This window comes from Haloarchaeobius iranensis (assembly GCF_900103505.1).
Classification (GTDB): Archaea; Halobacteriota; Halobacteria; order Halobacteriales; family Natrialbaceae; genus Haloarchaeobius; species Haloarchaeobius iranensis.
Map to the genome: position 1 here is coordinate 1 of NZ_FNIA01000039.1, position 12,881 is coordinate 12,881.

12 protein-coding genes, 1 tRNA gene and 3 pseudogenes are annotated in these 12,881 nt (G+C 55.7%); 11 read left to right on the plus strand and 5 right to left on the minus strand.

From position 1 onward, the window contains the following. Positions 1-173, minus strand: a pseudogene (locus BLT27_RS19395) (ISH3 family transposase); the annotation flags it as partial. A 353-nt stretch (positions 174-526) separates the two neighbouring features. On the opposite strand from BLT27_RS19395, the gene BLT27_RS18015 reads away from it, so the two are divergent. The 3 genes from BLT27_RS18015 to BLT27_RS18020 all read left to right on the plus strand — a co-directional run bounded on the left by BLT27_RS18015 (position 527) and on the right by BLT27_RS18020 (position 4,022). Next, the gene (locus BLT27_RS18015; protein WP_089736418.1) at positions 527-2,446 is read left to right on the plus strand and encodes a beta-CASP ribonuclease aCPSF1; all 1,920 of its coding nucleotides are present in this window, start codon (positions 527-529) and stop codon (positions 2,444-2,446) included. 489 nt (positions 2,447-2,935) lie between these two features. Beyond that, positions 2,936-3,625 carry a DUF7504 family protein gene (locus BLT27_RS19400; RefSeq protein ID WP_139172412.1) on the plus strand — a complete coding sequence of 230 codons (690 nt, stop codon included), beginning with the start codon at positions 2,936-2,938 and terminating at the stop codon, positions 3,623-3,625. After that, positions 3,618-4,022, plus strand: a complete 405-nt coding sequence (locus BLT27_RS18020; protein WP_089736420.1) for a hypothetical protein — start codon at positions 3,618-3,620, stop codon at positions 4,020-4,022. The genes BLT27_RS19400 and BLT27_RS18020 overlap by 8 nt, the downstream gene beginning before the upstream one ends. On the opposite strand, the gene BLT27_RS19405 is transcribed toward BLT27_RS18020, so the two are convergent. Then, a complete protein-coding gene (locus BLT27_RS19405; RefSeq protein WP_139172413.1) occupies positions 4,002-4,265 on the minus strand; it encodes a hypothetical protein in 264 nt (87 codons plus the stop codon). The genes BLT27_RS18020 and BLT27_RS19405 overlap by 21 nt on opposite strands. 200 nt (positions 4,266-4,465) lie before the next feature. Here BLT27_RS19405 and BLT27_RS19975 point away from each other — a divergent pair, with 200 nt between their 5' ends. From BLT27_RS19975 to BLT27_RS18040, 4 genes are all read left to right on the plus strand, one after another. Continuing rightward, positions 4,466-4,732, plus strand: coding sequence for a hypothetical protein (locus BLT27_RS19975; RefSeq protein WP_175526516.1), 267 nt, complete (start codon positions 4,466-4,468; stop codon positions 4,730-4,732). A gap of 301 nt (positions 4,733-5,033) precedes the next feature. Next, the gene (locus tag BLT27_RS18030) at positions 5,034-5,894 is read left to right on the plus strand and encodes a hypothetical protein (protein WP_089736422.1); all 861 of its coding nucleotides are present in this window, start codon (positions 5,034-5,036) and stop codon (positions 5,892-5,894) included. Positions 5,895-6,041: 147 nt separating this feature from the next. After that, positions 6,042-6,227, plus strand: a complete 186-nt coding sequence (locus BLT27_RS18035; protein WP_089736424.1) for a DUF5786 family protein — start codon at positions 6,042-6,044, stop codon at positions 6,225-6,227. Between the two features lie 133 nt (positions 6,228-6,360). Continuing rightward, positions 6,361-6,603, plus strand: a complete 243-nt coding sequence (locus BLT27_RS18040) for an amphi-Trp domain-containing protein (RefSeq protein WP_089736426.1) — start codon at positions 6,361-6,363, stop codon at positions 6,601-6,603. Positions 6,604-6,721: 118 nt separating this feature from the next. Here BLT27_RS18040 and BLT27_RS18045 read toward each other — a convergent pair whose 3' ends face one another. Together BLT27_RS18045 and BLT27_RS18050 are read right to left on the minus strand one after the other, a co-directional pair. Next, positions 6,722-8,617, minus strand: coding sequence for a cation:proton antiporter domain-containing protein (locus tag BLT27_RS18045; RefSeq protein ID WP_245707861.1), 1,896 nt, complete (start codon positions 8,615-8,617; stop codon positions 6,722-6,724). A 213-nt stretch (positions 8,618-8,830) separates the two neighbouring features. Continuing rightward, on the minus strand, positions 8,831-9,148 hold the full coding sequence (locus BLT27_RS18050; protein ID WP_089736429.1) for an RPA12/RPB9/RPC11 RNA polymerase family protein: 318 nt from the start codon (positions 9,146-9,148) through the stop codon (positions 8,831-8,833). 373 nt (positions 9,149-9,521) lie between these two features. Here BLT27_RS18050 and BLT27_RS18055 point away from each other — a divergent pair, with 373 nt between their 5' ends. Then, entirely contained in the window at positions 9,522-10,865 is a 1,344-nt protein-coding gene (locus BLT27_RS18055; protein WP_089736431.1) for a ribonuclease J, read from the plus strand. Positions 10,866-10,927: 62 nt separating this feature from the next. Further along, positions 10,928-11,305 (plus strand): phosphoribosyl-AMP cyclohydrolase, encoded by a 378-nt coding sequence (hisI, locus tag BLT27_RS18060; RefSeq protein WP_089736433.1) that lies wholly within the window; start codon positions 10,928-10,930, stop codon positions 11,303-11,305. A 19-nt stretch (positions 11,306-11,324) separates the two neighbouring features. Here hisI and BLT27_RS18065 read toward each other — a convergent pair. Continuing rightward, a tRNA-Met gene (locus tag BLT27_RS18065) sits at positions 11,325-11,399 on the minus strand. A gap of 143 nt (positions 11,400-11,542) precedes the next feature. Here BLT27_RS18065 and BLT27_RS18070 point away from each other — a divergent pair. Beyond that, positions 11,543-12,430, plus strand: a pseudogene (locus tag BLT27_RS18070) (hypothetical protein). Positions 12,431-12,585: 155 nt separating this feature from the next. Next, a pseudogene (locus BLT27_RS18075) lies at positions 12,586-12,881 on the plus strand (ISH3 family transposase); the annotation flags it as partial.

Consider the following 12,881-nt stretch of genomic DNA (forward strand, 5'->3'; position numbering starts at 1 on the left):
ATTGAGGTCCCGTCGGCGGTTGCGCCGACGAGGACCTCGTAAATGTCCTTAGCATCGGTTTCAGCGTTGTTGGCAAGGTTCAGAGAGACTTCCTCGTCAAGTCGATTGACGAGGAAGTTAAGGAGCTGGTCTTCGTGGATTTCACTGTCTGCTTGCTGCTGTTTGCTAGGCACATTCGCAGCAAGCAGACGTTCTAACTAACCGGCTTTGTGAGGTACTGATTCTTGTGCCGCTTAATCGTTGGGATTTTGATTCACTGAAAATTCGACCAAGAGAATCGTGCCGGCGTCAAAACTGATTTATACTATCTATTTCTACCTGTACTCGAACGATTTCATCCGTTCACATACTGGACAGCGTACTGTATCGGTTTCCTCCCGACGGTGGTTCGCCAAGAGAATCGAACAGTTTGACGCGGTCCAGGGATTCGAGATACATGTTCGAAGTATTAACGATTCAACTGAAATCGCCATTTCTGAACTGAGATCTCCACAGCCTTACTTGCCCCCATAATCGACAAAATGACATGAATCCTGACGACGACAAAGATCCACTCGAGATAGCACACGCTCGGATTGAGAATAAAACACCAGATGATCTTACAATCTCACGAGTAACCTTCGAAGGCCCAGAACTTGTCATATACACTGAAACCCCTCGCCAATTCGCGGAGCGGGAAAGGTTAATAGGGACATTAGCGGCTGCTGTTCAAAAACGGATTACAGTCCGACCAACAGCGGGCACACAGGCAAGTCCCTCTGATGCCAAGCCCCAGATATTGGACATTATCCCTGAGAGGGCGGGGATCACGAATCTTCAGTTCTATCCCGCAACTGGAGAGGTACTTATTGAAGCAGAGGTCCCTGGTCTCGTTATTGGTCGCCATGCACGGACGCTTCGAAAAATTACACAAGAAGTCGGATGGCATCCAGAAGTCCTCAGGACACCACCGATGGAATCTTCGACGGTAGACAACGTCAGAAATTTCCTGATGCAAGAGCGCGACGAGCGCCGGGAATTTCTCGAACGCGTTGGAGATCAAATTCATCAAGAGCCAACGCAGGACACCGAATGGGTCCGCGTGACGACCCTCGGCTGTTGTCGGGAGGTTGGTCGGGCGAGTTTCATCCTCAGTACACCTGAGACTCGGATTCTCATCGACTGTGGTGATAAACCCGGTGCAGAGGGAGAGGTTCCATATCTCCAACTTCCGGAGGCCAACCCGATCGCAGACCTCGACGCAGTCGTCCTAACTCATGCTCATCTTGACCACAGCGCGTTGCTTCCGCTCCTCTTCAAGTACGGATACGATGGTCCCGTCTACACAACGCAGGCGACCCGCGACTTGATGGGACTGCTCCAGCTCGATTATCTCGATGTTGCTGCCAAAGAAGGACGTACTCCACCGTACGAGAGTGAAATGGTCCGCGAAGAGCTTAAACACACGATTACGGTCGACTATGGCAACGTCACCGACATCGCACCGGACATCAAGCTCACGTTCCACAACGCTGGCCACATCCTCGGCAGCGCCGTCGCGCACTTCCACGTCGGCGACGGCTTCCACAACGTCGTCTTCTCGGGCGACGTTCATTACACGGACACCCGCCTGTTCAACGGCGCATCGAACGACTTTCCTCGCGTCGAGTCACTCATCATGGAGTCGACCTACGGACGGCGCAACGACTACCAGACCGACCAGGAAGACAGCGAGCGGAAGCTCACCGAGCTGATTAACGACACGTACAAGCAGAACGGGAAAGTCGTGATTCCGGCGTTCGCCGTCGGTCGATCACAGGAGTTGATGCTCGTTCTAGAGGAGGCAATGCGTGAGAATCGACTCCCGACGATACCAATCTATCTCGACGGGATGATTCGCGAGGCGACGGCGATCCACACTGCCTATCCCGAGTTCCTCCGTGACGGACTCCGCCAGCGAATTCTCCACGAGGACGAGAATCCGTTCCTCGCCGAACAGTTCCAGCAGGTCGACGGTGGCCAGGAGATGCGGGAAGATATCGCCGGCGGCGAGCCCTGTATCATCCTCTCGACCTCCGGGATGGTGACCGGCGGCCCGATTATGTCGTGGCTGGAACTGCTTGGGAGTGACCCGAAGAACACGCTCATCTTCGTCGGATATCAGGCCCAGGGCACGCTGGGACGGCGCATTCAGAGTGGCCGCCGCGAGATCCCGTTCAATGACCGCGGGAGCCGTAGCGAACAATTGACGCTTCGGTTCGATGTCGAATCAGTCAGTGGATTTTCCGGCCACGCCGACCGAAACGGCCTCGAGAACTTCGTGCGGACAATGAACCCTCGTCCGGAGCGGGTTCTCTGTGTCCACGGTGATGAATCCTCGACGGACCAGCTCTCGTCCGGTCTGTATCAGGAATTCAATATCCGAACCCACGCGCCGAAAAATATGGAGACATTCCGCTTCGATTGAAATACGTGTGTCTCACGCCCGGGAGCGCCGGAAATTTGGTACAGGATTGCTCAGTCGCGTGAATCGGGTGTCCGAAACCTATTTATCCGGTACACAGCAATTTTAGTTCGTACTAAGGGCTCCGTCCCGTCCTTTCTTCGCTCGCCCATCGGTTCGCCGCCACTGCGGGGGCGTCCTTCGATGGCACTGCTCTGAGATGCGCCGTGCCGGATGCCGACCCGTCTGCGGTGGCCCTGGGTCTCCCGACGGGACTTGGCACGACCCACGCATACACCCATGAATGAAACAGACATCCCCTGTTCGGACTGTGGCACGGAGCTAATCGAACGGACGGTCCATGTACGGGACCTTCCAGTCGCGACGACCTGGCAGGGCCACGTGCGCATCGCCGAGTGCCCGACATGTAAAGCTCGATACTATCCGGAACAGACGTTGTCTCAGTTGACGGGTTCAACGAACAATCCGCAGCCTCGTGGTGACAGCTAACTGATGGACGGGAATGCCAACAGTACAGTCGAAATAGAGGCCTTACTGGTCGACCCGCTTCCAGAGAGCCTCAGCGGTGGCTCGACCGTTCTCGTCGCGACCACCGGTGACCCGTCTCAGCACGCCGTGTGTCTCCGTATCCTCTGTGCTCAAGGGACGGAAGAGGATACAGCCTTTGTCGTCACGACGAGAGAGAGTGCCAATCGAACGATTGCAGTCTATAACTGTCTCGGAGGAGAGACCGGGCAACCATCGATCAGCATCGTCGACACAGTTTCAGAGCAACAATCCATCTCAGCACTCTATGGCGAGACACATGTCGTCTTCACACCCTCGCCAGGCGATCTTGAACGGCTGGTCATGGCCCTCTCGGACCTCTCCGACAGTTCGGTACCGAGCAATAGAGCGCATCACCTTCTCATCCGCTCACTCACACCGGTCCTCAAGGCGACGTCTGCCACTCATGTGGGTACTGTCCTTGAGCGAATCACTGGGCTTCGTTCAGAGTCGGGGCTGTGTCTCCTTGGAATCGACTACACCGCTCACGATGAAGAGACGATGGCAGCGATTGCTCCCCTCGTCGATGGTGTACTCTGGGTCACCCAGCCATCACCGGATCGTCTAGCCTTCGACTATCAGCCAACGAGGGGACGACACAGTCGATCCGTTCTCGACGATGGTACTGATGACTGACACCGATATTGCCCTTCCAGCAGAGTGGACGAAGAAACGCGAGGAGGCCCAGCATCGTACTGCAGTCGTCGAGTATCAACACGAAACGGCAGAGGACACGACGTTTGTTGTCTCTGTGCTGTCGAAGCCGGCCGATAAGGGATTCAAACTCCGGTTATCGGCGATCAATCGGACGTCGACACATGTCCGCCACAATTACCCTGTCGAGGAATACGACACAGTCGATGATGCAATGGAGGGTGCCCAGTCGTTCATCGAAATGTTCTCCCAGCGGGTACAGGAGGGATCGGTTTCGGCTGCTGACCCCGAATTAGAGGCAGTACGCGAGACAGTCGAGACGTTCAGAGGGGAGCAAATCTTCCCGTCGATTGGGCGGTTACTTCGACGGCTTCGGTGACTGCTCGTCTTCGCCGACCGGTGTGATCTCTGGTTCTGCCCCGTCGTCCTGTCCGTCGTAGACGAGCTCGTAGATGGGAGCGGTATCACCAGTTAGTACCTCGATCATCGTCCGCTTCTGTCCGTCTTCGAACGTATAAGTAACAGAGATCGTTTCCGGGTGACCGAATGCTTGGACAATCGTATCTATTGCTTCCTGGAGTTGCGAGGTGCTTCCCGATGAGAATCGGTGTGCATCGACCATATCAAAGGCTCACTCTGCGTACGCGTCAATGATTTCATCGAGTGATTTCTCGTCGTCTGAAGAGTCATCAGCGGAAACAGACTCTCCAGACGTGGATTCCTCATCCGAATCGTCAGGATCGGTAGTCTCCTTTCTCGCAAGAGTAGGAACACGGGATTGCATACGTGATTCTACTCGCTCGGTTGCAATAACGGTACAGGATGGTTGTGCTGCCTCTCTGTAAGATTCGGCGTCTCGTCTTCGACACGTCCGAAGAGTTCGACTTCGGTCTCCAGTTCCGGTTCGCCGTCGCCTTCGAATTCGATATCGAGATTGACGGGCTCGCCGAACCCGAACGGCAACTCCCAGTCGTCACCGGTAATCGTGATCTCGTCCTCTTTTTGAACTGTTGGCTGAGTTCGATCAAGAAGTCGCTGGGCTCCTCGAGTCGTACAAGGATAGTCGTCGTCACCACTTCACACTCGTGAGAGAGGTGAGGGTAGAAATTTCGCCTTCACCAAACCGACGATTTGTTCCCCGGTTTTCGGAATCTGATGAGCGGTAAGCGAGGAAGCACCGTCCCGGCAGAACGCTGATGCCACCCGAGCCAGAAGATGTGAAATGCGGTGCGGCGATGACGAATAGTTACCCCTCTGAGCCCCTTGTGATGACGCGGGCATCCGAGCCGCGACCCTTCATCAGCGCATATGCTAGTGACACCCAGACCCACACTGAGCGAATCTTGTCGCATCGGGTGTCTTTTATCGCTTCCGAGTCGTAGCCCCGCTCATGCCTCGGGAGTTCATTTCTGAGTACGGACTGGACCCGGGAGATTACGTCCAACACTTGGTCGATACCTTCTGTGAGCGCTGTCCGAAGTTTTCCGAGCAGCTCGTTGAAGAAGCCATCTTCGTCGACGACGGCCCGATTGACTATCTCGTCTGGTTTGCGCTTGAGGACCACGAGACACATACCTTCTTCTATCACGATGACGCACCCAATCAGGACGTTCTTCAGCGCTTCATCTTCCTCTCGCCATCACGCGAAGAAATGTCGAAGTTCAAACTCTTTCTCCGGGAGCAGTATGGCGTGTACAGAGAGCTCGAGATTGCCCGGCTTCTCGAACTTCCAGATATCTATCAGCCCCAGCTGGGTGAACGACCGCGGGCGAATTTTGGTGTTTGTCACGAGCCAGGAGACGATCGGATCGTCTCCGGCATCAGTGGAACGCCGCGGATTCGAGAGCAGGAGATCTTCGAGGACGTCGACAAGATCGTCCCGGACAAGACGCTGGAGAAGTTCATCTCCCGAACGGTGTGGACGGTGAACACGCGAATCGAGGAGGATGCCGACCGGCACACGATCACGGCGGACATTCGAGGGCGACTCGAGACGGATCCAGACTTCAGACAGGAGACGACAAAATCCCTTCCCAAGGGAATTCATCCGAAGTACACCAAGGAACCGGCTGAACTCTGGCAGAAACCGGCCTCGAAAGTCGAGTACATGGACGGCTCACAGGGGTTCCTCCAGCTCTGGATTCCAGTCGACAAAGACGACATCAAGCTCGTGAGCGCAACTGCAGGGGACTACGATCGGGAAGCGATCGTGGACGCGATTCGCGAGGAGTTCCAGACTATCGCTGGATGACCGGAAAAATCGCCACTAGTAGTCGGGTCAGACACGAACAAGTTGCCTGAACGGACTACTCACGACGACCGGTGCCTCTCCGCGATATCGGTAACGGCCTGCAAGCGTACCGGTTGTTTTTAGTCCACGCTCTTGCTACCGTCACATATGGGTTTTGGGAGCTATGACGAATCCGAGCAGCAGAACCAAGATGTGAATGATGATGACGACAGTGAAGGCGTGACTATTCACGAGAACGAGCATGAGGGCGAGATTACATTCGATACAGACGCCTCCACCGGTGAACTCGTCGATCAGCTCGCAGAGATCAAGGACGACACTGACGAAGAATAACAGGGCACTGGGAGGTATAGAACAAACAGCCAGAGCTCAGAATATTCCAGTCAAGACAATTCTCGGGAGTACGTTCCCAGAGTATGATAACAAGGGACAGACCATATTGGGATAGGGGCCGTAGAGCTAGCTGATGCCCGAAGAAGTACTCTTCAAGACAGAGGAACTGCACTCCCGGTTGGAGATCGCCGAAACGCTCGTCGATGCTGCCGAACAGATCAAAGCAGGGACAGTCCAGCTAGAGAGCACGGACCAGTCAGAGACTGTCACTGTTCCCGAGGAACCGACGTTCGAAGTCGAACTCGAACGCCTCACTGACTCGGAAACCGGAGAACAACGATACGAGCTCGAATACGAGCTTCACTGGACGGAATAAGCATCTCGATAATGGGAACGATACCTAAAAAGGCAGTTCCTTGATACGCATTGCAGGTGCCGACTAGCTGCATCGCCGTGAGAATCTCACCGACCCTGGATATCCCGTCCTCGATAGCTCATCCGTGGAGTTCAGGGTGGCATCGTTCAATCGCCTCGTGGACCGCATCACGACGCCCGACAAAGGTGAGATGGTCTCCACGACGGAGGGTGAGGTCGGGCTCTGGAATTTGGGAGTCGCCGTCGCGACTCACCAAGGCGACGAGAACCCCGTCAGGGAGTTCGGTGTCGAGGTCACCGATCTGCATTCCGACTAAATTCTCTGCCGTAACCTCAATCTCCTGAACGTCGCCTGTTCGACCGAGTTCGGTCATCCATTCGGAAAGCGCCGGTCGCTCGATCGCGTTGTCCATCGACTGAGCGATCGACTCGTCAGCTGCGATCGCACGGACACCCAGTTCTTCGAAGGCCGAGGCGTTCCCGGGCGTATTCACCCGGGCGATCACGGTAGCTACGTCGAAGTTCGAGTTCGTGAGCTGGGCGACGAGCAAGTTCGAATCGTCGTCACCGGTGGCTGCTGCGACGATCTTCGCGTTCTCAGCTCCTGCAGACCGAAGCACATCGATATCGGCACCTTCCCCGTGGTGAACAGTGAATCCGAGAGTACGAGCCTGTTCGACCTGCTCCTGGTCTTTGTCGATGAGAATAACGTTTTCTCCACGATCCTCCAGCCGTTCGGCGAGGCCGCGACCGACGCGACCAGCGCCTACGATGATGACGCGCATTGGTAGTACGTTGAGTGTTTGTGCGATGTGCCGTGCGAATCCACCCTGCAGAACCACCGTCGTTAGAATGACCAGAAACACCGTCCCGACGAGGACCGTCGCTGCATCGGGGGACGACGCTGTTACGGTCTCCGGGTTCGACGAGCGAAGTTCGAGCGCGAACAGTGTCGCGACACTCGCCGGAATGATGCCACGAGGGCCGACCGCACCCATAAACAGCTGCTCGCGGAACGAGAACCGTTCACCGTACGTACAGAGCAGGACAGCGACGGGGCGAATCACCGCAACAACAGCGATGATCACGACGAGCCCGCCGAGACCGAGGGACAGTAGATCTTCGAACGACAGCAGCGTCGCGAGCGATATGAACACGAATGAAAGCACAATCAGTGTGATATCGCCCTTGAACGCTGCAATCTCGTCTTCGTAGGGCATATCGACGTTGCCGAGGAGGATTCCTGCCGTCGCGACTGCAGCTATCCCTGCCTCGGAGGCGATTCCCTCAGCAATCCCATACGTCGCGATTGCCCCGATGAGAACGATCAGCCGGGAGTTCCGAACGGCGTTCGAAGGCGAAAGATCGACGTGATTGAGCAGATACCACAGGATGCCGGCCGTCAAGAAGCCGACGAGAATGCCAATCCCAAGACGGGAAATGAACGAGGTCACCAGCAACTGAAGCTGCGTCCCACTCCCGACGACAACCTCGAAGATCGCGACTGCAAGAATCGCCGCTGTAACGTCATTGACGATTCCTTCGGTCTCGAGTGCCGCGGCCACACGGTCTCGCACCGGGACGACTTCCAGGATGGGCGTGATGACGGTCGGCCCAGTTGCGATGAGTAGCGCGCCAATGAGGAAGGACAATTCCCACGACGCACCTAGTGCCAGCCGGATAGTTATCGCCGTGCCGAGCAAGACAATTCCCGCACCGAGAGTGACCAATCGAAAGGCCTCGCGCGGGGTCTGTCGTAGTTTCGAGAGCTTCAGATGGAATGCGCCCTCGAAGATGATAATCGCGACCGAGAGACCGACGATAGCCGAAAGAGCCTCGGGCCCACCGAAGGCTTCGAGTCCGACAATATCGAGGCCCTCTGGACCGACGAGAATTCCAGCGAGAATAAGAAAGAGGACGCTCGGAATCTCCAGCCGGTCGGCTAATACCTGGGCTGCGACACCCAGCCCTAAGATGGTCACGACGAGGGTAATTAATCCGGTCCCAGTACTCACAGAGAGCGCACCTGCCTGGACAGTACAACTCACTGTATAAAACAGCCGTGAAATCTCTGTCCGGATATTCGAGAAATAATACATCAAATGTGTCGAAAGGTGGCATATTTTTTCTTTTTACCAATAATATATCAACTGGGGGAACCCCAAGAGTTGAGAGTCTGAAGTGGCGGTCTGTGCATATTCAAACGGTGCAGTTCGCGAGATGCGCCGTCAGGACTCGCGCCACTTTTTGCCGCACTCGACGCAGGTGAACAGCCGAACCTCGTATGAGCCACCCGGCTTCGGCAGCATCTCGGAGTAGGCCCGGTCGCTGTCGCAGTCGCCCGCCGGACAGGTCTCCTCCATCGTCTCGGGGGAGCCCTCGGTCGCGTCAGCCACGTCAGGTGCCCCGTCGTCTCGCTGTCCATCTTGAGTCGTCATCGCTGCTTCCGCTTTCGAATCCCGCAACTCCTCGTTCTCACAGGAACGACAAACCCACGTGTCCCCCTCCGTGTGCATCAGCGAACCACACTCGTCACAGAATTGCATACAAAGTAGAATGCACCGTTGTCGGAATATATGTCTTAACTTCTGTTCCCTCTTTGATTTCAGCCGACTACTCATACTGCCTGTATTGAGTTATCAAGCCGACAATTGTAAGCCCACATACCGGTCTAACGGCAATCTTGACAATAGGTTGTCAAGAAAGTGGGTTTCCAACAGCACCAAACCCTCGGGTATATACGCCCAGACCGAGGAACTCAACATAGCCGAAACACGCGTTGTCCCCGAGAAGGTCGTGTACTCTGGAGACGTTGACGGATGGCCCGATCTGGGCGACCGTCGAAGCCAGCGTCACACCGGCTCTCCTTCACCAGGCGGACTTTGACGAGTTCTGGGATCACTCTGATCGGACCCCACTATGGAAATCGAAATCGCAACTATTGGCGGCTACGAGGAAGTCGGTCGCCAGATGACGGCTGTCCGTGCCGGTGACGACATCGTCGTCTTCGACATGGGCCTCAACCTCTCGAACGTACTGATTCACGACGACATCCGGACCGAGCAGATGCACAGTCTGGATCTCATCGATATGGGTGCCATCCCTGACGACCGGATAATGAACGATCTTGAAGGGGACGTGCAGGCTATTGTCCCGACGCACGGCCACCTCGACCATATCGGTGCTATCAGCAAACTAGCGCATCGCTACGACGCCCCTATCGTTGCTGCCCCGTTCACTCTCGATCTCGTCAAAGAAGAGATTCAGGACGAGGGGAAGTTCCAGGTTCAGAACGACCTCATCGAGATGGATGCCGGTGAGACGATGCCCATCGGCGACCGGTGTGAACTCGAGTTCGTCAACGTCACACACTCCATCATCAACGCCATCAATCCCGTGCTCCACACGCCTGAGGGAGCCATCGTCTACGGACTGGACAAACGCATCGACCACACGCCGGTCATCGGCGACCCCATCGATATGAAGCGATTCCGCGAGATCGGTCGCGAGGGTCAGGGCGTCCTCTGCTACATCGAGGACTGCACGAACGCGAACAAGAAGGGGCGAACGCCGAGCGAAGCCGTCGCCCGGAGCCAACTCCGCGACGTCATGCGAAGTCTCGAAGACTACGATGGCGGGATCGTCGCGACGACGTTCTCGAGCCACATCGCTCGCGTCACGAGCCTCGTCGAATTCGCCGAGGAAATCGGCCGCCAACCCGTACTTCTAGGACGGTCGATGGAGAAATATTCGGGGACAGCCGAGCGCATCGGCGCGGCCACGTTCCCCAACGACCTTGGAATGTACGGGCACCGAAAGTCTGTCGACCGTGCCTTCAAGCGAATTATGAACGAGGGGAAGGAGAACTTCCTACCGGTCGTGACCGGCCATCAGGGTGAACCCCGTGCGATGCTCACTCGAATGGGTCGTGGTGAGACACCGTACGAACTCGACGACGGCGACAAGGTCATCTTCTCGGCTCGCGTGATCCCGGAGCCGACAAACGAAGGGCAGCGCTACCAGTCCGAGAGGCTGCTTGGTATGCAAGGTGCACGTATCTACGACGACGTCCACGTCTCAGGGCATCTCTCGCAGGAAGGGCACTACACGATGCTCGATGCACTCCAACCACAACACGTGGTTCCGGCACACCAGAGTATGAAAGGCTTCTCTGGATACGTTGATCTTGCTGCAAAGCAGGGATACAATCTCGATCGTGACCTCCACGTCACCTCAAACGGAAACGTCATCCAGCTGGTGTAGGTCCGCAAGAGACAGCTCTCGAAATACCAACTGGTATCCCGAGTCTGTCGTATCGGGTAAATATGCAAGACAAGCTCCTCGATGTCGAACTTGACTTCGACGAGGATGGACTGATTCCCGCAATTGCACAGGACGCCGAGACAGGTGACGTACTGATGCTCGCGTACGTGTCCCCGGAGGCGCTCGCCGAAACCCAGAACACGGGACTTGCCCACTACTACTCTCGGAGTCGCGACGAACTCTGGCGGAAGGGCGGTTCCAGCGGGCACGTCCAACAGGTAAAGGAAATCCGCGTCGACTGTGATGGTGATGCGCTTCTCTATCGGATTAACCAGAAAGGTGGGGCGTGTCACACGGGCCATCGCTCCTGCTTCTATCGAACGATCGAAGGCGAGACCATCGGCGAGAAAGTCTTTGACCCAGACGAGGTTTATGAATAGCAGTTGTGTCGGCGAAAAATAGCGGGAGGTGGATTTGAACCACCGATCTCCAGGTCATGAGCCTGGTGGAATCTCCGAGCTATCCTATCCCGCTACATACTACTCTGTGAAAGACGCGGATAAGCGTTGAGAAGTCGTCTCTGTATGTGAATTACTCACTCAATTTTTCGGAAGGTTGCGTCCATCGCCAAATAAAAGCGGGACTGCTTTACCCACTTCCCACGAATACGCATTGAGATGGCTCGGCTCGTCTTCTATCATCACCCACAGGCCGAGAATTTCTCACTCAAATATAGCTCGGCATCGGTAGCAGAGATCCGGTCTCAGTGAGAGCAATCCGACGAGTCGACAAAGCTCATCGGATACCCCTTTGAAACACCAGTCTATGTACTCTATGAGGGCGATACGGAGGTCGGGGGTGCCCAAGATATTGACTTCGACAGGGAGTGGTTGAATGATCGTATTCATGACCTCCCTCGTGCTGGGCAAGTTGTAGCATTCCGACTGGTGGAATTGCTTGAGGCCGCTGTCGATGTTCGCGAAGCGGATGAGTTCCGGCTCTACAAGGAGTTCGAACCGCAGAAGATTCAACAAGCACTCGATCACGTATCCTGGGGAGCATCAGTCCCTGAAGTCGCCGGCGAAGTGATGTCGAATTTGATCCTCCGGCATTCCCTTCCGAACGCGAATCACCGAACCAGCATCGCGATGCTACAATTCTGTATTGAGAGTGTAGATCCTGATTTTGCGATGCCACGTACGCACGTCGACGACGAAACCTGGCGTGAGTGGGTCGATCCCTATATCGTCGGCTCCAAACGCCTCATCACGGTCCGTCGGAACAATCTCCGGTTCAAGAAACTTGAGGGGCTCGACATTGACCTCGTCGAACGGAAAGATGGAATCCAAATCCGATTAGCCGAGTTCGAGCTGGATATGCACTGGCGAGAGGCCCTCTCAGAGTACGCTGAGCAGCACGAACCCCACTGTACAAACTTCGCTCAGGCAGTCCTCCAACGTGCAGAACGGGATGATCTACTTGATGAGCAGGGACCAACAAAACAGGAGTTCATCACCTATCTGGAGGATGGGCTCGTCGAACGAGACTTCAGAGAAATGTTCTGATTAGTCGCGAAGCTCTGCAACCGACTGGCCGACCTCACGGACGTGTTCACTCCGTTCAAGGTCGAGTTCCTCGGCGAGGTAGTCGACCGTCTCTTCGAGGCTCATACTCAGTACCTCACAAAGCCGGTTAGTTAGAACGTCTGCTTGCTGCGAATGTGCCTAGCAAACAGCAGCAAGCAGACAGTGAAATCCACGAAGACCAGCTCCTTAACTTCCTCGTCAATCGACTTGACGAGGAAGTCTCTCTGAACCTTGCCAACAACGCTGAAACCGATGCTAAGGACATTTACGAGGTCCTCGTCGGCGCAACCGCCGACGGGACCTCAATCTCGACGCTGTGCAACTCCAGCGAAGACTCGCCATCGGCAAACACGGTTCTCTACCACCTCCGGACGAAGTTCGAGCCCGAACGGCTCGAACAAGTCGCTAACACGCTTCTTCGCCGAGACAT

Coding starts and splice junctions, on each gene's coding strand:
- BLT27_RS18015 (WP_089736418.1), top strand. CDS start 527: ATGAATCCTGACGACGACAAAGATCCACTCGAGATAGCACACGCTCGG.
- BLT27_RS19400 (WP_139172412.1), top strand. CDS start 2,936: ATGGACGGGAATGCCAACAGTACAGTCGAAATAGAGGCCTTACTGGTC.
- BLT27_RS18020 (WP_089736420.1), top strand. CDS start 3,618: ATGACTGACACCGATATTGCCCTTCCAGCAGAGTGGACGAAGAAACGC.
- BLT27_RS19405 (WP_139172413.1), bottom strand. CDS start 4,265: ATGGTCGATGCACACCGATTCTCATCGGGAAGCACCTCGCAACTCCAG.
- BLT27_RS19975 (WP_175526516.1), top strand. CDS start 4,466: ATGGTTGTGCTGCCTCTCTGTAAGATTCGGCGTCTCGTCTTCGACACG.
- BLT27_RS18030 (WP_089736422.1), top strand. CDS start 5,034: ATGCCTCGGGAGTTCATTTCTGAGTACGGACTGGACCCGGGAGATTAC.
- BLT27_RS18035 (WP_089736424.1), top strand. CDS start 6,042: ATGGGTTTTGGGAGCTATGACGAATCCGAGCAGCAGAACCAAGATGTG.
- BLT27_RS18040 (WP_089736426.1), top strand. CDS start 6,361: ATGCCCGAAGAAGTACTCTTCAAGACAGAGGAACTGCACTCCCGGTTG.
- BLT27_RS18050 (WP_089736429.1), bottom strand. CDS start 9,148: ATGCAATTCTGTGACGAGTGTGGTTCGCTGATGCACACGGAGGGGGAC.
- BLT27_RS18055 (WP_089736431.1), top strand. CDS start 9,522: ATGGAAATCGAAATCGCAACTATTGGCGGCTACGAGGAAGTCGGTCGC.
- hisI (WP_089736433.1), top strand. CDS start 10,928: ATGCAAGACAAGCTCCTCGATGTCGAACTTGACTTCGACGAGGATGGA.